This is a genomic window from Chroogloeocystis siderophila 5.2 s.c.1 (genome assembly GCF_001904655.1).
In the GTDB taxonomy this organism is placed as follows: Bacteria; Cyanobacteriota; Cyanobacteriia; order Cyanobacteriales; family Chroococcidiopsidaceae; genus Chroogloeocystis; species Chroogloeocystis siderophila.
The window spans coordinates 84,986-106,545 of the sequence record NZ_MRCC01000018.1 but is presented as its reverse complement, the minus strand read 5'-3'; the positions used below and the strand labels follow the sequence as shown (position 1 = coordinate 106,545).

Genomic DNA, 21,560 nt, shown 5'->3' with positions numbered 1-21,560 from the left:
GTTTTTAGAGCAGAGGGTGCAGAGGAGATCTGAGGTGCAGGGGAGAAATACTACTATAGAACTTCTCTTTTACTATCACTAGCCCCTCACTCCTCGCCCCTTAGTAGTGGTTTCCGACTTTGCGATGGTGAACGGCGGTGAGGGCTTCGGGATTGCTGACTCTACCGGTTTCGATGGTGGCATAAACGATGTGGTGATCGCTTAGTTCCATCCGGCTTGTGACTTCGCACTCCATGTAAGCTAGCGCTTCGGTAAGAATTGGCGCGCCATTTTGGGAAGGTTGGGTTTTAACGCCCTCGAAACGATCGGCACCAGGCGAGAAACGCTTGAGGAAGTGTTTCATTAAGTGCAGGTGATTGCCTTCTTCTAAGACATTGAGCACAAAGCGATCACCGACTTGCATTAACGATTCAATCGCGCGGTCTTTCGCAACTGCAATTGTCACTCCCAGGGGCTTGAAACTTGCTTGTGTTACCCACGACGCCAACATTGCGCTTGATGCGTCGCCTTTTTTAGCAGTGATGATGTAAAGTCCACCGCTGATTCTACCTAAAGCTTTGTCGAGATCGGCATCTAAAGATTTCATAACTTTGATGCTGCGATCACGCGTTAGCCATTGTCCTAAGTCAGTTCCTGCTTCTTCACACCGCTTGTAGGTTGCTTCGGTGGGTGCTTCTCTAATTTGAATTGCGGGAAAAGCAATTGAAAGTCCTAAATCGCGGAATTTGTTTAGTAACGGGTAAACTGGTTCATCATCAGCACCACCCGATTCAAAAATACCGACTGCTTGCTTCGCTTTGGCGGCTGCTAGAACTGTACTTAGCACTGTCTGGGTAGATTTTGCCGCATCTCCTGATGCGGGTGGCATTCCGATGACGATTCCTGATACCCGGTTGATGAGTTCTTGAACTTCTTGCAGATCTGCGGATCGGAGATCTACAGTTTCGACAGCAACGCCTGTCTTTGTAATTCCTTGGGCAATGGCTTGCGCCAGGCGATCGCTGTATCCATAATCGGAAGTATAACAAACTGCAACGGTTGTTTCTGCTTTGGCTTGCGATTGACTCCAGACACGGTAACGGCGCGTCAGTTCTTCGACATTGTGATACAGTAGTGGACCGTGACCTGTTGCGATCGTGGTCACTTTGCCTAGTTCGCCCATCCGTTTGAGTGCAGATAACACTGAACGTGCATTTGGAGCCATTAAGCAGTCGTAATAAAAACGGAAATCAGCTTCGATCGCGCCGAGGTCTTCATCAAAGGTATAATCGTCGCAATAGTGCAACCCAAAGGCATCACATGTGTAGAGAACTTGCGTTTTGCGATCATAAGTGAACATCGTATCAGGCCAGTGCAAATTCGGGGCACTGATGAACTCTAAGTCATGCCCGTTCCCTAAATCTAAGCGATCGCCATTTTTCACAATTTGCCGCTTAAACGGCTGATGCACCATGTCTTCGAGAAACTGAAGCGCGACTTTTGAGCCTACGACTGTTGCTTTGGGAACAAGCTGTAATACGTCTTTGACTAAGCCGCTATGATCCGGTTCTGTGTGGCTAATAATGATATAGTCAATTTCTGCTGGGTCAATGACATGACGCAGCGTGTCTAAATAAAGTTGGCGAAATTTCTCATGAGAGGTATCGACTAAAGCCGTCTGCTCACCTCGAATGATAAATGAGTTGTATGTTGTGCCATTTTGCAAGCCAAACTCAATATCAAAGCGATCACGATCCCAGTCGAGCGAGCGAATTGCGGTTGTATTGGGAGCAATGTCGGCAGTTTGCATTGTAAGCCGATTCTGAGCTTTATCGGTGAGCACTACCATTCGTCAGCCTCCTGCGCAACTTATAACTTTTTTTTATCTAGTTTTATTGTCTCATGCTTTTTTTGTAAAGGTTTATTAATAAATTTATATTTCAGTTTAAAAAACTAAAAGTGTTTCAAGGGGTAAAGCAATGCCTTATCCGTACAATGTAGCTGCTAGCAAAAGATTTAAGAATCGCGATTGATGTATGAGTAAATCGCACTGGCTAGCATTAGTTATTGGTAATTCGCGATTGCACTGGGCATGGTTTAATGCAGAAAGGCTGCAAGCAGCTTGGGATACTGCGTATTTACCTGCATCAATTGTGCAAAAACTCGCAAGCTGTCATGATATTACCGATTTTTCTCAAGAAATTTTAGCTCCTAGAGCGATTAATATCACCTCACCACCTATTTACATAGCTTCAGTTGTTCCCAGCCAAACGGCAATTTGGCGAACATATCCCAATCTTCACGAAATAACATTAGCGCAAGTTCCACTACAAGGAGTTTATCCGACATTGGGAATTGATCGTGCCTTAGCTTTATGGGGCGCAGGCGCAACATGGGGTTTCCCTGCGCTCGTTATTGATGCTGGAACTGCGTTAACTTTCACGGGTGCAAACGGCGATCGCACGCTCGTTGGTGGTGCGATTCTTCCTGGTGTTCGCTTACAATTTCAAGCCCTAGGCGAACGAACTGCTGGATTACCGCTTGTCGATCCTCAAGAATTACTTTCACCGCGCTGGGGTTTAAGTACGCCTACATCAATTCAAAGCGGGGTCATGTATACACTGATAGCTGGAATCAAAGACTTTGTTAATGCGTGGTGGCAAGAATTTCCCGCGAGTTGTGTTGCGATAACAGGAGGCGATCGCACTTTAATTCTCAATTGTTTTCAATTGCAACACCCAGACATCGCCGCAAAGATCACTTCCGCCCCACATTTAATTTTTCAAGGAATATGCTGTTACTGGGCAAGCCTAGAAGAATAAGCATCGAGGGTGTAAAGTGGCATAGGAAGCAGAGGAAGAATAGTGTTTTACATAACTCACCACTCATCACTAGCCACTCACTCTTCATCCCTTCTTAGGCTACAGTAGTCAACCCAGCAAAATAATCTTGTAGTTGCTGCGTGTGGTCGTGTGAAAGTTCACCAGGCGGTAACGATGTCGGTGGAAAAGCTTTGATGTCGATCACTTCTAAAGAATCGCGAATTTTCATTTCGCCTTTCACTTCGGCTTCTACCAACACGCAAATAGAATGTACGCGCGGATCGCGATCGGGTGCAGAATACACTCCAACCAAGCGGCGAATTTTAACAAGTTCAAGTCCTGTTTCCTCGGCTAATTCTCGACGCACGGCTGTCGGAATATCTTCTCCCCAGTCCACCATACCTCCTGGTAGAGACCATTTGCCATTATCACGGCGGCGAACCAAAACGATCTGACCATCAGGCAGAATTGGAATAATGCTAGTCCCAGGAATTGGATGCCGAAAGATAATTCCTAAGATGGTTTGACCAATTTGCCACAAACGGCTCATATAGCGAAAAGCTGGAACGCGAGAAAGACTAATATTATTCAACCTTACAATTTTTGTAATAAACTGCCGTCAGTAATATCATCAGATAGCGTTTTTAGGGTATCGGCGCTCTACTTTAGTACTTTTTTAGTACTTTAGAAATTGTTCAAAAATTAACTAGCATCCTGAGCATTGAGCTAGTGTTCATGGTAGCACCTAATACTAAAAGCGATAGCGCTAAGCACAGCCGCTTGCCCAAGAGAAATGTAACTTAGCTTATAATGAACCCTAAAGTGGCATAATAGTCGTTTGACTTAGTAATTGGCTTATTGTCTAATCTTAATGCTCAGTTTATGACAGCATAGCCTAGCAATAAGGTAACTCAATTCTACTGTCAGAAACTTGTGTATCACACAGGCTGATGTGTGGCTGCCAGTAACCAGCATACTTTCCGAGTCGAGGCGTGCGACTATCAAGTTAAATTCGCTAGGCTGGAGGTGTACCGTTTATTATTGGTAGCTTATATTGCCTCTCTAAAAATTTTAGAGGCTCAAATTGTTGTTTATTCATCGAGGTGAACATGGCTAAGCGCCGTAACCCAAAAAAAGAAAAGGCGCTACGGAATCAGGCGTACGCCCGAAAGTTTCGTAAGAGAACAACTACAGGGCGTTTCCAGAGAAGATATCAGCAAAATCCGCAGCAGCAACGAGAGGAAGAAGATACAGCAGCAGCAGCCGACACATAAGCGTTTAACCTCACTTGTTAAGGCTTTATCCGGCAGTAACCATTCAAATAACTCGGCGCTAATTTGACGAAGTAGCAGTGGTTGGGGAGGTATGCTCCGCAATCAATAGCTGACGAGCAGCAGTAACTGCTTGGCTTACTTGTTCAAAGCCGGTTCCACCGTAGCTGTTACGCGCGGCAACGACCTGTTGAGGAGCGATTGCTTGATAAATATCTTGCTCAAAGGCAGGATGTAAAGCTTTCCACTCCTCTAAGCTCAAATCTTTGAGGAGTTTTCCCGCCGCAATGCAAGTTTTGACAACTTTTCCAACCAGGTTGTAGGCTTCGCGGAAAGGAACTCCGCGTGCTGCTAAATAATCTGCAACATCAGTTGCGTTAGAAAAATCTTCGGCGACTGCTGCGGATAGGCGCGGGGTAGAAAATTCTAATCCCTCCCGTAGCAGAATTGTCATCGCTTCTAGACAAGCCTTGACCGTATGGACGCTATCAAAAATGGCTTCCTTGTCTTCTTGCAAGTCTTTGTTATAAGCCAAGGGTAAACCTTTCATTAAAACAAGTAGTGCTTGGAGATGACCGCATACTCTCCCCGTTTTGCCCCGTACCAGTTCTGGCACATCGGGGTTTTTCTTTTGTGGCATAATGCTCGAACCTGTGGCGCAGCTATCTTTAAGCTTGACAAAGCTAAATTCTTGCGATGACCACAGAATCACTTCTTCTGAAAGGCGGCTGAGGTGAACCATGATGATACTTGCGCTAGCCAGAAATTCGATGGCAAAGTCGCGATCGCTCACTGCGTCCATGCTGTTAGCATAAATCTTTTCAAATTGCAAGATTTTGGCAGTGTAATGTCGATCAATCGGGAAAGTGGTACCAGCTAAAGCGCCACTTCCCAAAGGCGAGATATTGACGCGCTGATAAACGTCTCCTAAGCGTTCCCAGTCGCGTTGTGCCATTTGAAAGTATGCCATGAGGTGATGCGCTAAACTCACAGGTTGGGCGCGTTGTAGGTGCGTGTAGCCAGGGATCAGCGTTTGAATATTTGTTTCGGCTAAATCGAGAAGAACGCCTTGAAATTCGCGGATAGCTTGGCGGATTTGGTAAATTTGGTCGCGCAGATAAAGCCGAATATCAGTCCCGACTTGATCGTTACGTGATCGCGCGGTGTGAAGTTTTTTACCGACATCGCCAACAATTTCGGTTAAGCGCCGTTCGACGGCAAAATGAACGTCTTCCGCATCGATTCCTGGTGTAAATTTTCCTTGTCGATATTCTTGACGAATTTGTTCTAAACCTGTAGCCAGTTGCACGGCTTCTTCGGGTGTGACGATCCCTGTATGTCCGAGCATTTTTGCGTGGGCGATCGAACCAGTGATGTCGTATTCGATTAATTCAATATCAAAGTTGATACTCGCATTGAAGCGAGCGATCGCAGGGTGTAGCGCTGATTCAAATCGCTGACTCCATGTTTGTTGTTGATTCACAGCTAATTTACGTTCCTTCACTCAAAGTCAATTCCCATCAAAGCAAGATTTTGACGGCAAATTAAATGATATGAGTAATTAATTTTAAATCGCTGTTACCAAATCTGCTGTTTGCGCACAATTTAGGAGAGGTCGGAGGTCAGGGATCGGAGATCAGCGAGAAAAAAGCCGTACGACTTCCTTCAGCGCTACCCAAACAAAGTTGACGACGCACACTAAAGGATTCAAGTTTTGAGCGTAGTCCACGCACGATCTAGATTCTGCTTGTTTAGCTACGAATTTATTCGCTAAGCTTAAAACACCAACAGTTGTAACCCCAATTGTAAAATCCTGACCTCTTAATTTGCCTGCAAGACAACAAGTGTCATGTCATCTTTATTTTGGTTTGCAGAGCCAGTAAAGCGATACACTTGCTCAAACAGATATTCAAGGATGGCTTGCGGTTCTTGACAGTGCTGACAAGCCCAGTAGAAGTGACGAATGAGGTTTTCTTCATCGAAGCGATCGCCGCTTTGATTCGCTGCATCAGTAAAACCATCAGTGTAGTAAATAATCGTATCTCCTGGATGCAGTTGAATATGGGCGTCTTCATACTGACTTTGTGCATCTAACCCAATCAGCATTCCCCACGTATCCAAGCGTTTGACATTTCCTGTTGCGGCTTGCCAAAGCAATGGTGGGTTGTGAGCAGCATTACTGTAATACAGCGTTTGAGTTTGGGGATCGTAGGCAGAGCAAAATAAAGTGATAAAACGGTGCGAATTTTCTAAATGCGCATAGATGACCTGATTTAATTTTTGGAGAATCTGGGCTGGTGAATTACCGTTAGGAACTTCTGCACGTAATATTCCCTGTGTCATCGTCATCAATAAACCTGCGGGAACACCTTTTCCCATCACATCTCCAATCACAATTCCCCAACGACACGGAGTATCGCCACTCAGCTTTGCTTCACTAGTAGGATGACAGTTGGTAGGAATAAAATCATAATAATCTCCTCCGATATGACTTGCTGGTTGACAGCGCGCGGCTAAAGCGATTCCCGCAATTTTTGGACACTGGCGGGGTAGCAGTCGTAGTTGAATTTCTGCACCGATTTCCAATTCTCGATTCATGCGTTCTTTTTTGCGCAGTTCCGCTGTCAATTCATCGTTTTCAATGGCGACTGCGGTTTGATCAGCAACTAAGCGGACTAACTTTTGTCGATTTTCTGTCCAGGTGTATTCGGGTTTGCTGCTAAAGACATAAAGTCGCCCGCGTTCGGATTGTTTGACAAAAATTGTCGTGCCAAATAGTTGAATGTCTGATCCCAGGTAGCGGCTAACTTGATCGTCTAAAGCCGCCGTCGCAGCTGCGGGAACAATTTTCGGCGCGGTCATTAAAGAAGCAGTGACCGCGTTGATCGCCATTTCTAGCGCCTTGCGGATGTTTTGACTTTGACGACTATCTTGACAATGAAGTCGTTCTAAGCGAACTTGACCGTTAGGCTTAAATAAAACTAATGCCCCGCCATCAGCATCTGTTACGCGTGTTGCCATCAGGGGAATGAGTTCCAAAAACTGATTGAGATTATTAAAGCTTCGCAGGGCGAACCCAAGAGAACTCAATAGATCGTGGATCTTGTGCTGTTCTTTGTGCAGACGCGCTACAAGTTGTTTAAGCGCCAAAATAGGAGTGCTATCAGTGTTGGCGTTGCTATTGCGGTCAGCAGTAGGTTGCGAGGAAGATTGAGACACAGACACAATTGTTATTCTCTTATCTGAGGATTTGATCCATCAAGTGGCAGCAAAAATCATTTTGTTTTGTGATGAGAAGGTATCGCCAGCTACATAAGCTAGAAAGTATAAAGCCTTGTGTGTAGCCTGGTGATAGCAACGGTAAAATAGGGTTTTTTATTTTAGTTTTTTGTTTGGATTCTAGCAAAGAAGTGCTATTTGCCCTTGGCACTATGCCTCTTGCCGCCTGCTGCACTTATAGCATCTAAGCGTAAATTTAGCAGTAGGGGATAACGCTGAGAGCAAATTTTATTTTCTTCCTTAGATAAAGATTATTTAATTGGAAATGTTGAAGTATTTTAGCTGAAAAAATGTATTTTCAGCTGAACTCGTTTGATATTTTGTGTCTAAATTAACTACTAAGCAGTGCTTCCACAAATTCGTAGCTAGAAAACGGGCGTAAGTCTTCAATTCCCTCACCTGCACCGATAAAGCGAATCGGGAGATTGAGTTGCCGTACGACCGCTAGTGCAACTCCTCCTTTCGCCGTACCATCGAGTTTTGTTAAGACAACACCACTCAGTTGAGCCGCTTGGGCAAAAACTTCCGCTTGACGTAAACCGTTTTGCCCCAAAGTTGCATCGAGAACAAGTAGCGATTCAATTTTAGCGTTGGGAGCTTTTTTATCAACAATACGACGAATTTTACTGAGTTCGTCCATGAGATTTTTCTTATTTTGGAGTCGTCCCGCAGTATCAACTAAAAGTAATTCAATGTTGCGTGATTGTGCAGCTGTAATTGCATCAAATACGACCGCCGCAGGATCAGTATTTTGTCCTGGATTGGCAATCACATCAACGCCACTACGCGAACCCCAAATTTTAACTTGCTCGACCGCCGCCGCGCGGAAAGTATCCGCCGCAGCAATTAGACATTTGTAGCCGGACTTTTGGGCAATATGCGCAATTTTACCAATCGTTGTTGTTTTACCCGCACCATTGACTCCGGTCATCAACCAAATATTGAGCGTGTCTTTTTCGGGAGCAAATGTAGCCTTATGCACTTTTAAGGGTTGATCGAGCATATCTCGTAGAATTTCTTTGAGATAGGCGATCGCAACTTCTGGGGGTAATGCCTCTTGCTTAATTCGCTCTTGTAGGGCGTTAATTACATAGTCTGTAGCTTCAACACCAACGTCTGCTTGCAATAGTAGCGCTTCAATTTCTAGTACTGCTGCTTGGTTGAGTGGTCCTTGCCCAACAATCGCCTTGAGTTGATTGACAATATTACGGCGAGTCTTATCTAAACCTTGGCGTAGCTTTTTGAGCCAGGTAATTTCTTCAATCGAAATATCTTCTGGTTTACGCCCTTGCGCGGCTAAAATTTCAGCTGACCACAAGAAACCCTCATCAAATGCCAAACCAGGAATTGATAGTGCTTCGTCTGTGACTTGTGGAGTTTCTGCTGCTGTAGCAGAAACTGATTCGGGTTCCTCAATTGCTGTTGCTTTGAGTCTTTCTAGTCGCGCTTGGCGTTCAGCTTCTGCCCTCGCCCAAAACGGTAGAGATTCGGTTGTCGCGTCAGTTACTGTTATTTCGTCACTGATTAAGAGCTCATTTTCTGTCGTGACGGGTTCACTTGGCAGGCTTTCTGGCACTACAGAAGGTTGTGGCTCATCTTCTGTCGTAATGGGTTCACTCGGCAAAGTTTCTGCTTCCGAGTAAGTCGTTTCTGATTCTACTACTTCGATTGAAGTTTCTTCATTGGTCGTAGCTGCGTCTTGTGCTGGCTCAACAACAGATTGGGTTTGCGCTTGTCTTTGTTGAATATTTTTGTAAGCTGCTTTAGCAAAACTTAAGTAGTCAGCTGAATCTTGTAATGGTTCGCGCTGTTCTTCTTCAGGTGTCGGTTCTGGTACAGGTGGTGTAGCTGTAGACTGTTCCTCGGTTGCGGGAGCAGCTTGCTCATTACTACTAAATTGACGACGGAACCAATTAAAAACCATTGCACTACTGTAAATTGCCAGCTAAGACTTAATCTATTAAATAGCAGAGATGTTTAATTTACCAACTCTCGTTTAATGCAGCCGAGATCCCTGCTGCTAAGATTTTGGGTAAGCAGCTTGTGTTTGTTCGCTGATGCGGCGGAGAACACCATTAATAAATCGGTGTCCGTCATCTCCACTGTAACGCTTAGCAAGTTCTACCGCTTCGTTGATGGCTACGCGATCTGGAACGCCTAAGTATAATATCTCTGCAACTGCGATGCGGAGTAAGTCGCGGTCGATGCGTGCAAGACGCGATACTTGCCAATCGACTAATGCAGCATTTAGCTGTTCGTCAATTTCTGGGCGATGAATATTCACGGCGCGGACAACTTGTAGCGCGTAGGTACGAACGTCAAATTCAGGTTGGTTTGCTAGTTGAATGAGTTCGGGTAGTTCTAGCGCTGTACCAATTCGGTTAATTGCGCTTTGAGTGAGTTGAATTGACTCATCTACCATTGACCTAGAGGTGCGTAAGTCGCTGGCGCGTGTCTCGCTACTTAATAAGCGATCGCTCGCGCGTTGTAGTTCGGCTGCGGCGGTCGTCAATGTATCTTGAACTTCGGTTGTCAAAGTCCTGACGGCTGCCAACACCATATTTGACAGTTGCTGTGTTTCTAGTTTTTCGGGTGAACTTGGTAGTTGGCTCAAGCTAAGTAGAGCCAGTTCGCGGGCAATTCTACGAGGTTGCATAATGAGAGGTTAGGGGTCAGGGATCGGGGGTCAGAGGAAGTAGAAGACGGGGAGTTATGAGTGCTGAGTTATAAATTTTTTTAATAAATACTTTCGGTACGCTACGCTCACAATTCAAAACTCACCACGTGGTGATTCGAGTGTACGCTCTTTAGGAACAACTAAAGGTTGTATGGGAGGACTAGCAACGATACCTCCAGAGATAACTACCTTAAAGGCATCTTCGATCGACATTTTTAAGGTAATAACTTCATCTTCGGGGACAATTGCGTACCAACCAGTCGTTGGATTTGGAGTTGTCGGAATAAAAATACTCAATACAGGGCGAGCTAATTGCGACTGGATGTCACTGCTGATGCTGCCTGTCACAAATGCGATCGCCCACATTCCTTTGCGGGGATACTCTACTAAGATAACGCGGCGAAACTTACCGTTGCTATCTCTTAGCAAAGTTTCTAGCAACTGTTTAAGCGTTTTGTAGACTGAGCCTGCTAAGGGAATCGCTTGCAAAAGTTGCTCTCCCACATCGAGCAACCACCGTCCCGCAATATTGCGCGCCATCAAACCGATGAGCAAAATGCTAAATAACGGTACGGTTAACCCTACTGCTAGACTTAACAGATCCACTAAAAGTGGATGCATACCATCAAAGGGATTCAGTTGCTTAGGAATTTGTGTGAGAAAGTCGATAACCCATGTCGCGATCGTAACGGTTAGCCAAATTGTAGTAGCCAGTGGAATGACTACTAATAGCCCTGCGATCAAGTCGTTTTTTAAGTCTTGTTTAAGGCGTTCAAACACAAATCGCCCACTCTCCTTGTAACTGGCACTTGACTTTTGAGTTGTTTGCGGTGAGTCAGTAAATTAGGATACGACACACTGAGGAAAACTGTTATCTTATAATACTGACACATAACTTTATTATCCTCGCACCCTCTCCCTGCCTTAGCTACCGTGTACACACAAATAGTTGGTATCTAGCCAAGTCCCTGGCGAACCGCCCCCCAACTCCCCACAGGTGGGGATGCAAGGGGGCGAAAAAGCTTGGAGCAACGCCAGTCTAGACTTGTGCGTAAATCGTAGCCCTGCCTTAGTTAAGGTCATTTGCAATTGGTTGCATATTCTATTGTATTCTTTAAAAGCTGTGAAGATTTGTTTCAATTATTGTAGCACTACTCATGAAGTTGTGGAGTGCAGCGCATCACCTCATTAATAGTCAGTGTAATTCGGGCGATCTGGTGGTAGCGAGTTCATGTTTCTTAATCCTGTCCAGCCAATTAAAATGTAACCAATCGACAGCAGCAAACTACGAATACCACTGCCAATTCCCGATTGAACTTGTTCTTGCGCGCGTTGTTCGACTTCTTGTCTGCGCTGCTGAATCTGTTCTAAAGCTTGATTGCGGACATTATCCGCATTCAGTTGTTGGTCGATGATTTGATCGAGGGCTTGCGGGTTTTCTCTAGCTTGTTGCAGTATGTTTCTAATTTGCTCTGGGATTTGTGGGCTTTGGAGTGCGGCATTTACTTGCTGTTCGTCTTGCAAGATAGCGGAAATTTGAGTACGGATTTGAGTTCGCTGCGCGGCGATTTGGCTTTGGACTTGAGTTTCGGCTTGCGATACTTCTTGATTGATTCGGGCGATCGCTTCTGACCTTGCTTGTAAAATATTATTAACGTGTAGCGGCGCAAGTAGTAGAAAAAGTAGCCCTAACAAACTTGCCAAAACCAATACAAGAAATCTTAAGTTAAGTCCTGCTTGGTGACTCCAAGTAGCGTCTGTGCCAATGCTTTCGATCCAATAACCAGCTAAAAGTAAGGCTGTCCCTACCATAGGAATTGTCCCACGGTCAATAATTTGAGTGGCGAAGTTAATTTGCCATGCTTGAGTTTGCGCTCGAAACGGAAATAACAATAAAACAAAATCAAGTAGAAAAGCCAAGATGAGGATGATTCCTACGATTTTCAAGGTTCGGGATGCCAGTGAAGAAAATAATATGTTGTTATTAAGTGCTTTCATTGTTTTGATCTTTTCAGTGCCAGGTGCAAGGAGCGAGCATTAGAAGAGTATTTTATCTTCATTTGGTTCGTAATGAATTATTTTTCCAACTGTCGAGTTTTATATAAGGTAGTTGATATTAGTGAAAGTTGCAAAAAGTACATATATTCTTATTTAAGAAGACAGCTATGTATTTCTGTCAATAAATATTTTACAATCGCGAAGGCAAGAAAAAAATCTTATTTTTTAGAAAATACACTCTAATCTCTGCTTTCTTTGGTCAAAACAGGATACTTAACTTATTATTTTGATAGTGACATTGAGCATTTTTTAAGGTGTAACGCTACTCAAGTAAACGACAATTGCTAGTTGATTAATTATCGTTTTTCGCCAAACTCCTAAGCGCAACAAACGACGTGCTGAGGCGAGCGCAGATGCTGAGATAGTCGTAATACGTCCTTATAACCGCTACATCATTCAAAATCTTCCATAATCAGTAACTGAGGAAAGCCACCAATCTGCTAAAAAGCCGCTGACTTCAATAAAAATAAGCTCGATTGGCATAAAGCATTTGTAGCTAGCGCGATCGCCAATATGCTGCGCACTCAACAATCCTTAAACTCAGTAGCGCTACATCGATGTGTAGCGAAAAGCACAAAAACTAGTTGTTTGTCTTGCTTAGGCGTGTTTAAGATTTGATGAACCAAGATATCAAATCTTTTTGAGAGGCGGGTATCAGTGTGCAAAAACCATAAAACATTATCTGTTGGTGACAAAGTAACCAAATTTATTTAAACCTCACGATTCGCCACAAGTGCAGACAAAACTTTCGCACTAAATGGTTGCGCGATTTCTACTGTGCGATCGCGACTACTACTACCATCGACAACAATAATTTATAGCATGCGATCAAACTGAATACTTGCTAGTGTTTGTGGCAAGTTCGCGGCTTCAATAACTACAGAAATTGAGTCTTTTGTAATAATTATATCTTGATAAACATAAGCAAACCTTTACGACCAATTGAAAATTTAAAAATCTACTTCCGACTAAAGCAATTCAGCAGTATGTGTATTTTATAGGTTAGTAGATTAACAAAACGATCGCAGGAAGCCATAATCAATGTTTTTTGAATTACTTACAGAAAAGCGCATGACCGTAATAATTTAGTTCATTTTTATACACGTAGCTATTCAATATAGGAGCTAAAAATCCATGCTTGCGCACGACAAAGCGACTCACTTGCAAAGCATCCTGTAAAGATATGTACAAATTTAAAGAGTTGGGCTTTAAATTGAGAGTACAGTCTAAAGTTAGCATTAAAATTATCAGGTCTTGTGCCGGAATAGCGTTACACAAATGTGCCAGTTTTTTACACTGCATCAACCTGTTATGTGGTAGCTATCACTCGTTGCGAAGCAGTAGAGAACTGAGACAGCTTTTTTTGTACGTAGCCAAACGTGAAAAGAATTTCTGGCAAATAGTTTTCAATTCACCTGATGAAGTAATTGATTTTAGACAAAACTGAAGTTAAATTTATTCCAAGTTTATTCTCTGTTAAATTTTGTAGGTGACAGCGGAAACTTCAATCTCTCAATCTCCGTCCGCATTTTTAATAAATTTGCTGAACTAAAATTCTCAACCGCGGGGGATTTCGCCACCAAAGTTGAGAATCTAGGTTACTTTTCGTAGAAGTAACCTTTGAGCAGCAAAGGATGCATCTCAAACCTTTGGCTCAATCAAGACGAAATCTCAGTGTTACAGTCGCGGTTGTACGAGTGATTGACTTGAAGCCAGCGACTGTTGATTGTGATTGACGACTTAGTGTATGCTTTCGCCTTTAAGTCAAGATTGAGTTTTTAAGCTCACTGCTCTTAAATCGTGAAGTGGGTTTTATCGCTGCCATACGCGTTATGTCCTGATCCTCAGGTATACTCAAGGGCGGCATATCAGATATATCAGTGTGTGATGGAGTGAATAAGAGCAGATCAAGGAGACGTAGACTGCGCGAAATGAATGCGATGAATTAGGAGAAAGCATTGTGAGATTTCACTGGCTACTACCCAGTACTTTAAGCATTTTTCTGTTATCGTCTCCCGCAGAGGCGGCGAAACTTCGAGCGTGGAATTTTGATGCTAATCGCAATCGATTGGATTTCAAGACGGAGGGTGCTGTTCAACCGAAAGCACAACTGATCTTTAATCCGATGCGATTAGTGATCGATTTACCAGGAACCAAACTAGATCGTCCTACAGTAAAACAAGATCTGGGCGGGACAATTCGCAGTATCCGAGTTGGTCAATTTGACGAACAAACGGCTCGTGTAGTAATTGAATTAAGTCCTGGTTACAAGCTCGATCCGGAGAAGGTGAAATTTGAAGGAGCAACACCGAGTCAGTGGAGCGTACAGCTACCCCAGCCAGAACGAATCGCGCTTAGCCCACCAGCGCCATCGTCCCCAACGGCACAAACAATGACTAATGCTTCGCCTTCGCAGCCATTATTATCAGCGATTGTGCCAGGGCGTAGTACGACAAACAGCACACCCCCAGCCCTAGAAAAGCTAACAACGGCTGCAACTGTACAAGTCGAAAATGTTCAGGTGACAGGAGACGGACTTTTTGTCCGCACCCGTGGTGGTGGAACTCCTCAGATTAGAGTGAATCGCAGTAGCGATCGCGGTACAATTGATGTCGATTTAGTCGGTGCTTCATTATCACCACAGCTAACGAAAAAGCCGACAGTAACAATCAATCGTTACGGAGTTGGTCGAATTCAATTCAATCAAGTTCAAAATTCACCGCCCGTAACGCGGATGACGATGCGGGTAGACCGAAATGGACCTGATTGGCAAGCAACGGTTAGCCGTTTTGGTGGTTTAGTCGTCCTTCCACAGGGAAGAAGTAATACTAATACCGTTGTCAATACTCTGACACAAAACACAAATACACCTTCGTCAGGATTGGCAACAATTCAAGCCGCCGAATTGACGATTGATGGCGCGCAATTATTGATTCGAGCGAGTGAAAAGATTAACTATACAGGCGGTTGGGATCGCTCGACAGGACTGTATCGCATTACAATTCCGAATGCGCAGCTAGCAAGTAATGTCCGAGGACCCGCGCTGACTTCTAATAGTCCGGTACTCCGCGTGCGTTTGCAGCAGGCTGACTCGCGTACCGTCACAATTTGGGTACAACCAGCAACAGGAGTTCGGATCGGCGAACTTAATCAGCCAGGGCAAGATATCCTCGCTTTACAACTTTCCCGCGCTAATTCGATCTTACTACCGCCTGCGAATGCGCAAACACCGCCACCTGAGCCGCAGCCTGTCCCCGTACCTGTACCGCAACCAGCTACACCACCAAAGCCTGCCACATCGCCTCCTGCGAAGCCTAATCCTCCTAAACAGAGTGCTGTCGTCGTTATCGATCCAGGACACGGAGGGAAAGATCCTGGCGCAATTGGCATCGGGGGATTACAAGAAAAGCAGGTGATTTTGCCGATATCTAAACAAATTGCCGCCATTTTGGAGAAAGAAGGTATAAAAGTCGTAATGACCCGCGATTCGGATTACTTTGTTGACCTCGCGCCGCGCGTAGCGATCGCCGAACGCGCTAATGCGGACGTTTTTGTGAGTATCCATGCGAATTCGATGGGGATGAGTCGTCCTGATGTCAATGGGTTGGAAACCTACTATTTTTCTAGCGGTCAACGTTTAGCACAGGTGATTCATCGCAATATTTTGCGGCGCGTGACTGTGCGCGATCGCGGCGTGAGACGCGCCCGATTTTATGTCTTGCGGAAATCTTCGATGCCCTCGGTTCTCGTTGAACTTGGTTATGTCACGGGTCGTGAAGATAATCCTCGACTGCGAAGTGCTGCTTACCAAACGCAAATGGCAGAAGCGATCGCGCAGGGTATTTTAGAGTACCTTGGGCGCTAGTTATCTGATTTTTTGGCGATTTTGGTGTTTTATGCCAAAATTCATACTCAGCATCTGTGCTTCGTTCAATTTAGCTAATAACCTGTGGCTGATACTTCTGTCTCTTCGCATTTACATCAAGTACAAAACGCTCCGATCGGCATTTTTGATAGCGGCTTAGGCGGTCTGACGGTACTACATCAGCTTTACCGCCAACTGCCTCAAGAGTCTATTATTTATTTTGGAGATACAGCGCGAGTTCCTTATGGCACTCGTTCGCCAGGTGAAATTGTTCAATTCATGCGCGAAATTCTCACCTGGATGCTTCAGCAGCAAGTCAAAATGGTAGTTACGGCTTGCAATACAAGTTCAGCGCTGGCACTCGACACCGTACAAAAAGAATTTCCTATTCCAATTATCGATTTGATTCTGCCAGGAGCAAAAGCAGCAGTACAGCAAGGTAAACGAATCGGCGTAATCGCGACTCCAGCAACTGCGGCGAGTAATGCTTATAAACGTGCAATATTAGAAATCGATCCGAGTGTCCGAGTGTGGCAAGTAGGGTGTCCTGAATTTGTGCCACTTATCGAGCAAAATCGCATTCATGACCTCTATACAAAGGAAGTTGCACGCGATTATTTAACTTTCTTATTACAACAGCGCATCGATACGTTGGTGTATGGCTGTACGCATTATCCTCATCTTGCGCCAGTACTGCGATCGCTTTTACCACGCTCTGTTAAACTTATTGATCCGGCTGAGTATGTCGTTGCAGCGACGGCGCAAGAACTAGAATTATTAGGATTAAAAAATACTCATCCCCCTTCACCAACACGCTTTTGTGTCACTGGTTGTCCTCAACGGTTTGCCCAGTCTTCCTTACCTTGGTTAGGTTATACTCCTGACATTGAAGCGGTTTGCCTAGCACCAGCCCAGTCAAGATTAGTTTAGAGCACAAGGAGAGAAAGCAAATAGACGAGACGTAAAGCAAAAAGAATGTATACAAACTGACTCTCAAGGCTAACCATTCACCCCTCACTCCTAGTTGACGATGCAATACAATTTCTACGGATTTCCTCATAAAACTTCCCCCACGCCAAGGCTTAGCTTAAAATGAGTACAGATTATGTAAATTTTCTTAACTAAAGCTTGAGTCGGCTTATACATGACCTCAGCCACCTTCCTTTTTTCCCCCGTCGAAGCAGACCTACAGATACTGTCAGAAAACTTAATTCAGTTAGTAGGTACACGCCATCCCAAACTCTTCGCAGCGGCAAAGCACTTATTCGGAGCCGGAGGAAAACGGCTGCGCCCAGCAATTGTGCTACTTGTATCGCGAGCAACAATGTTGGATGAAGACATTACGCTGCGTCATCGTCGCTTAGCTGAAATTACAGAAATGATTCATACCGCAAGTCTGATTCATGATGATGTGGTGGATGAATCCGCAATGCGGCGAGGTGTTCCGACGATTCATAGCCTATTTGGTAATGGTGTAGCAGTACTGGCAGGAGATTTCTTTTTTGCTCAATCCTCCTGGTATTTGGCTAACTTAGACAATTTAGAAGTCGTTAAGCTCTTATCAGAAGTGATTATGGATTTTGCGGCTGGAGAAATTCAGCAAGGCGACACTTTATTCAATACAAGTTTATCTATTGAAGCTTATTTGAAAAAGAGCTACTATAAAACCGCGACTTTGTTTGCGAATAGCTGTAAAGCCGCAGGTGTACTCAGCGGCGTATCAAACGAAGTTGCAGAGCATTTGTATTGTTATGGGCGTGATATTGGTTTAGCGTTTCAGATTGTCGATGACATTTTTGACTTCACTGGTTCAGCCGACGTCTTAGGTAAGCCCGCTGGTTCGGATCTTAAAAGTGGTAATTTAACCGCACCAGTGCTATTTGCTTTGGCAGAAAAACCGTATTTAGAAGTCTTAATCGAACGCGAATTTGCACAAAAAGGTGATTTAGAACAAGCGATCGCGCTTATTCAAGATAGTAAAGGTCTCGAACAAGCACGCGAATTAGCTAAACAACACGCAACTCAAGCCGTTGAACATCTCAATGTTTTACCACCTTCTGAATCGCGCCAAGCTTTGATTAATATGGCTGATTACGTTTTGACTCGATTATATTAGTAGTTAGTGGCTAGTAGCTAGTTACCAGTGGTTAGGAGTAGTCAAGAAGTTCTCTATAGTATTTCTCCTCTACACCCCTGCTTCCTCTGTTCTCTATTAGGCGATATTTGGAGGAATGTGGTTAGAAGGTGTATTTGACAAAGGAGATTGCTGCAACTGAACTTGAACTAATCGCTGCATATCTTCACGACAAATTTCAATGCCGTTGGTTGTATCACCTGGCATTTCAAAGAAGATGATACTGTCAACAGTTTCTAAACCAATTAGCTGAAAGAGGATAAGAGTTATCGGAATTGGGACAGCAATTAACTCTGGATCAATATCAGTTGCATCAGAAGCTGTAGCAACATCTTCTAATGTGGGAAAAGCATAAATAACACGTTTCTCCTGATCGGGTTCATCACGACTGCGTAAAGTTGTCACTACCCATTCTTGTTCTAAGCTTTGTACAATGTAGTACTGTAAGTGATGTAACTTCTCAGCGAGCAGTTTTAATCCAGGTGCGATCGCTGCAACAACTTTGGGTGTAATGCCATCCTGAGGGGCATCATCAATCAATAATTGAATTTGCGTGTCTAAATTCATAATCGAGCGCGAAAAAGCTCTTGCTACCCTTTGAGTTTAGCCCAAAGCGGATAGTTGCCTGGTGCGACCATTCGTTAGTATGAAACCGTAGTTCTACTGAATCTTTTATCAAGACTTTTTTCTAATCACAGTTTCAGTACATTTACGTAATTGTTTTACCAAAATTATTTAAATATCAGCAAGTTGATTCAGTGGGATTGCGCTAGTTTACTTATCTTGCTATTCGTTAACTTATAAGTAAGTAGGCATAATTAAATATCACACTTAAAATTGTCAGGTAATGGGTAATAGGGAATAGAGACTCTTTCCAATGACTCATTACCAGTCCTTAAGTTATGTTTATTTTTACCCACTTACTTTTTTACTTTATTAACAATACTCGCTTATAAAAGCCTCACTCTCTATAAATTTTGTAGTTCGTTAAAAATATTACATAAATTTAATTAACTTACTATCAAAAACAGTATGACTAAATCATCCAGAATGCAACAGCGAAATCGAATTAAAGCATCGCTTGCGCTATCTGGTTGGAATCAGTGGCGACAGCCTAGGGCAACAGAAATCACTGAGATCGAAGAATCGCGACTTTTGCGATCGCTTGTCCAAGCATTAGTCACTGTTGGAATTATTGCAACTGATGTTGCAGCAGAAACGCAGTTTAGCTTATGGGCAGTACCCTTGAGTATTGTTGGGGCAATTTGGAGTTGGTATCGCCGTCACGATCGCAATATTCCGACCAAGTTTTGCATTGCGATTGCGATGTTAGCAGCACTCGCCGCATTTTTTGGGCGCTTGTTGGGAGAATTAAATGATACCAGGGTTCTTCTCGCTGAACTTTTAATTCAACTTCACGTCTGTCATAGCTTTGATTTACCTCGTCGCAAAGATTTAGGCTATTCCATCGTCATCGGGTTAATTTTACTTGCAGTTGCAGGCACACTGAGTCAGACTTTAGCGTTTGCACCACTGTTACTGCTTTTTTTGGCGATCGCTTTACCTGTATTAGTTTTAGATTATCGTTCGCGATTGGGTATTGAGGAGCGAGGGGTAAGGAATGAGGGGCAAGGGGAGAAGTTTTCCTTCGTTACGCTCAAAAGCACAGGAATACTATTTTTAGTTACTGTGGGGCTAGGCTTAACTGTTTTTGCGGTTTTACCTCGGTTTCCAGGTTATCAGCTACGAACATTTCCTGTAAGTGCGCCGATTGATATTCAAGAATTTGATGGGCGCAGTATTGTTAATCCAGGTTACGTGCGCGAGGGAAGCGGTGGAGGAACAAGTGGCGGTAGTGGTAGCGACGCCCAAGGGAGAACAGATGTAGACGAAACTTTTTACTACGGGTTTAATAGCGAGATTAATCAAAATTTACGCGGCGAGATGAAACCCAAAGTTGTCATGCGGGTGCGATCGCAAGCGGAAGGATTTTGGCGCGTCTTGGGATTCGATCACTATACGGGTAAAGGCTGGGAAATTTCGCGTAATGAACAAGTCGTCAACCTCAAACGTCCAACTTGGTCGTATCAAATATTTTTATCACCACCTGCGATCGCTGGAGCGACGCGAGAAGTTGTCCAAACGTATACCATCGTTTCTAGCTTACCAAATTTAATTCCAGCGTTAGCTTATCCTACGCAAATATTCTTTCCCGCACCCGAAATTGCGGTCGATCCAGAAGGCGGTTTGCGATCGCCTGTGGGATTATCGAAAGATCTCACTTATACTGTAATTTCGCAAGTTCCTTACCGCGATCGCACTTTATTAGGACAAGCGTCAACAAATTACCCAAAAAATATCAGTAATTATTATCTACAAGTTCCACCAGAAATTGCCACGCGGGTACAACAACGCACTCAAGAAATCTTAGCGAACTATAATCAACAACGTGTAGGACAATCAGAAAAAGCACTCACATCGCCTTACGAGCAAGCTTTATACCTCGCGCAGTATCTCAAGCAGAATTACGCTATTCCAGAAAATCCTTTAGTTCCGTATCTTGCAGAAAATGAAGATTTAGTCGAAGCTTTTCTCTTTAAACACAAAGGTGGTTATCCCGATCACTTTTCTACTGCATTAACAATTATGCTGCGTTCTATTGGGATTCCGGCGCGGTTAACGGTGGGCTTTACTTCTGGAGAATTCAATCCGTTTACAGGTTTATATATTGTACGTAACACAGATGCGTATGCATTGACTGAAGTATATTTTCCTGAATATGGCTGGTTTACTTTCGATCCAATTCCAGGACACCCGTTGATTCCGCCTTCAGTCGAAGAGGCGCAAACGTTTAGTGTTTTGCAAAAATTCTGGCAATGGATTGCTGGGTGGTTACCAAGCCCTGTATCGGGTTTTCTCAATACGCTATTCGCGGCAGTGTCGGATAGAATAACTGCGGCGATCGCATGGTTTATTGCGCTGTTTTCTCAAGGTTGGCTGGGTGTTTTAACGGCATTAATTGTTGCTACTGGAATCAGTTTCTTAAGTTGGTTAGGTTTACAACAATGGCGAATTTGGCGCAGAAACCAGACTTTAGCCAAATTACATCCAATCGAGAGATTGTACCAACAAATGCTTGATTGGACAGCAACGCAAGGCTTACACAAACACGCTGCTCAAACACCACTAGAATATGCACAAATATTGCATCAGCATTATCCTACAAGCGTTGCTAAAGTCATTGAGGAAATTTGCCAAGCTTACCTAAGTTGGCGCTATGGTGGACAATTACCTGATGTCGAAGAATTAACAATGCAGTGGCAAACTTTGAAAAAATATCAGCTATCCAATAGAAAAATCTCCCAAAGAGGTTATAAAGCAACAATGTAACTTCTCAGGAAGGCAAGTTGCTATAAACGTCTTAATAAGCTCTTAATAAGCTATCGTAATAGTCAATATGTAGTCAGGACATGAT

At 43.9% G+C, this 21,560-nt stretch carries 16 protein-coding genes; 6 read left to right on the top strand and 10 right to left on the bottom strand.

All coding sequences use genetic code 11. The features are described 5' to 3' along the window. Window positions 1-100 precede the first annotated feature (100 nt). Window positions 101-1,828: a diflavin flavoprotein gene (locus NIES1031_RS19365; protein WP_073551113.1), complete on the bottom strand. Its 1,728-nt coding sequence runs from the start codon at window positions 1,826-1,828 to the stop codon at window positions 101-103. A 187-nt stretch (window positions 1,829-2,015) separates the two neighbouring features. Between NIES1031_RS19365 and NIES1031_RS19360 the strand changes: the two genes are divergently transcribed. Beyond that, complete coding sequence (locus NIES1031_RS19360) at window positions 2,016-2,801, top strand: pantothenate kinase (RefSeq protein WP_073551112.1); 786 nt, start codon at window positions 2,016-2,018, stop codon at window positions 2,799-2,801. Window positions 2,802-2,895: 94 nt separating this feature from the next. Here NIES1031_RS19360 and NIES1031_RS19355 read toward each other — a convergent pair whose 3' ends face one another. Further along, window positions 2,896-3,351 carry an NUDIX hydrolase gene (locus NIES1031_RS19355; protein WP_073551111.1) on the bottom strand — a complete coding sequence of 152 codons (456 nt, stop codon included), beginning with the start codon at window positions 3,349-3,351 and terminating at the stop codon, window positions 2,896-2,898. Window positions 3,352-3,910: 559 nt separating this feature from the next. Here NIES1031_RS19355 and NIES1031_RS24515 point away from each other — a divergent pair. Next, window positions 3,911-4,075: a hypothetical protein gene (locus NIES1031_RS24515; protein WP_015187293.1), complete on the top strand. Its 165-nt coding sequence runs from the start codon at window positions 3,911-3,913 to the stop codon at window positions 4,073-4,075. Between the two features lie 58 nt (window positions 4,076-4,133). On the opposite strand, the gene argH is transcribed toward NIES1031_RS24515, so the two are convergent. From argH to NIES1031_RS26130, 7 genes are all read right to left on the bottom strand, one after another. Next, a complete protein-coding gene (argH, locus tag NIES1031_RS19350) occupies window positions 4,134-5,555 on the bottom strand; it encodes an argininosuccinate lyase (RefSeq protein ID WP_073551125.1) in 1,422 nt (473 codons plus the stop codon). Between the two features lie 338 nt (window positions 5,556-5,893). Then, window positions 5,894-7,297, bottom strand: a complete 1,404-nt coding sequence (locus NIES1031_RS19345; protein ID WP_084544404.1) for a PP2C family protein-serine/threonine phosphatase — start codon at window positions 7,295-7,297, stop codon at window positions 5,894-5,896. Window positions 7,298-7,682: 385 nt separating this feature from the next. Then, a complete protein-coding gene (gene ftsY, locus NIES1031_RS19340; protein WP_073551109.1) occupies window positions 7,683-9,275 on the bottom strand; it encodes a signal recognition particle-docking protein FtsY in 1,593 nt (530 codons plus the stop codon). Between the two features lie 96 nt (window positions 9,276-9,371). Next, on the bottom strand, window positions 9,372-10,007 hold the full coding sequence (nusB, locus tag NIES1031_RS19335; RefSeq protein ID WP_073551108.1) for a transcription antitermination factor NusB: 636 nt from the start codon (window positions 10,005-10,007) through the stop codon (window positions 9,372-9,374). Between the two features lie 114 nt (window positions 10,008-10,121). Further along, window positions 10,122-10,808 (bottom strand): DUF502 domain-containing protein, encoded by a 687-nt coding sequence (locus tag NIES1031_RS19330; protein ID WP_073551107.1) that lies wholly within the window; start codon window positions 10,806-10,808, stop codon window positions 10,122-10,124. A 408-nt stretch (window positions 10,809-11,216) separates the two neighbouring features. Beyond that, window positions 11,217-12,026, bottom strand: a complete 810-nt coding sequence (gene hpsJ-B, locus NIES1031_RS19325; RefSeq protein WP_073551106.1) for a hormogonium polysaccharide biosynthesis protein HpsJ — start codon at window positions 12,024-12,026, stop codon at window positions 11,217-11,219. Window positions 12,027-12,482: 456 nt separating this feature from the next. Then, window positions 12,483-12,614 carry a hypothetical protein gene (locus tag NIES1031_RS26130; protein WP_269086033.1) on the bottom strand — a complete coding sequence of 44 codons (132 nt, stop codon included), beginning with the start codon at window positions 12,612-12,614 and terminating at the stop codon, window positions 12,483-12,485. A gap of 1,432 nt (window positions 12,615-14,046) precedes the next feature. On the opposite strand from NIES1031_RS26130, the gene NIES1031_RS19320 reads away from it, so the two are divergent. The 3 genes from NIES1031_RS19320 (at window position 14,047) to sds (ending at window position 18,067) form a co-directional block, all read left to right on the top strand. Continuing rightward, window positions 14,047-15,951 (top strand): N-acetylmuramoyl-L-alanine amidase, encoded by a 1,905-nt coding sequence (locus NIES1031_RS19320; RefSeq protein WP_073551105.1) that lies wholly within the window; start codon window positions 14,047-14,049, stop codon window positions 15,949-15,951. An 84-nt stretch (window positions 15,952-16,035) separates the two neighbouring features. Beyond that, window positions 16,036-16,881 (top strand): glutamate racemase, encoded by an 846-nt coding sequence (gene murI, locus NIES1031_RS19315; RefSeq protein ID WP_073551104.1) that lies wholly within the window; start codon window positions 16,036-16,038, stop codon window positions 16,879-16,881. Window positions 16,882-17,095: 214 nt separating this feature from the next. After that, a complete protein-coding gene (gene sds / locus NIES1031_RS19310; protein WP_073551103.1) occupies window positions 17,096-18,067 on the top strand; it encodes a solanesyl diphosphate synthase in 972 nt (323 codons plus the stop codon). 96 nt (window positions 18,068-18,163) lie between these two features. Here sds and NIES1031_RS19305 read toward each other — a convergent pair whose 3' ends face one another. Beyond that, window positions 18,164-18,652, bottom strand: coding sequence for a hypothetical protein (locus tag NIES1031_RS19305; RefSeq protein WP_073551102.1), 489 nt, complete (start codon window positions 18,650-18,652; stop codon window positions 18,164-18,166). A 483-nt stretch (window positions 18,653-19,135) separates the two neighbouring features. Between NIES1031_RS19305 and NIES1031_RS19300 the strand changes: the two genes are divergently transcribed. Further along, window positions 19,136-21,475 (top strand): transglutaminase TgpA family protein, encoded by a 2,340-nt coding sequence (locus NIES1031_RS19300; protein WP_073551101.1) that lies wholly within the window; start codon window positions 19,136-19,138, stop codon window positions 21,473-21,475. The last annotated feature ends 85 nt before the right edge of the window (window positions 21,476-21,560 follow it).

Bases quoted from the DNA above. Each gene is read 5' to 3' on its own strand.
- NIES1031_RS19365 (WP_073551113.1), bottom strand. From the start codon at position 1,828: ATGGTAGTGCTCACCGATAAAGCTCAGAATCGGCTTACAATGCAAACT.
- NIES1031_RS19360 (WP_073551112.1), top strand. From the start codon at position 2,016: ATGAGTAAATCGCACTGGCTAGCATTAGTTATTGGTAATTCGCGATTG.
- NIES1031_RS19355 (WP_073551111.1), bottom strand. From the start codon at position 3,351: ATGAGCCGTTTGTGGCAAATTGGTCAAACCATCTTAGGAATTATCTTT.
- NIES1031_RS24515 (WP_015187293.1), top strand. From the start codon at position 3,911: ATGGCTAAGCGCCGTAACCCAAAAAAAGAAAAGGCGCTACGGAATCAG.
- ftsY (WP_073551109.1), bottom strand. From the start codon at position 9,275: ATGGTTTTTAATTGGTTCCGTCGTCAATTTAGTAGTAATGAGCAAGCT.
- nusB (WP_073551108.1), bottom strand. From the start codon at position 10,007: ATGCAACCTCGTAGAATTGCCCGCGAACTGGCTCTACTTAGCTTGAGC.
- hpsJ-B (WP_073551106.1), bottom strand. From the start codon at position 12,026: ATGAAAGCACTTAATAACAACATATTATTTTCTTCACTGGCATCCCGA.
- sds (WP_073551103.1), top strand. From the start codon at position 17,096: ATGACCTCAGCCACCTTCCTTTTTTCCCCCGTCGAAGCAGACCTACAG.
- NIES1031_RS19305 (WP_073551102.1), bottom strand. From the start codon at position 18,652: ATGAATTTAGACACGCAAATTCAATTATTGATTGATGATGCCCCTCAG.
- NIES1031_RS19300 (WP_073551101.1), top strand. From the start codon at position 19,136: ATGCAACAGCGAAATCGAATTAAAGCATCGCTTGCGCTATCTGGTTGG.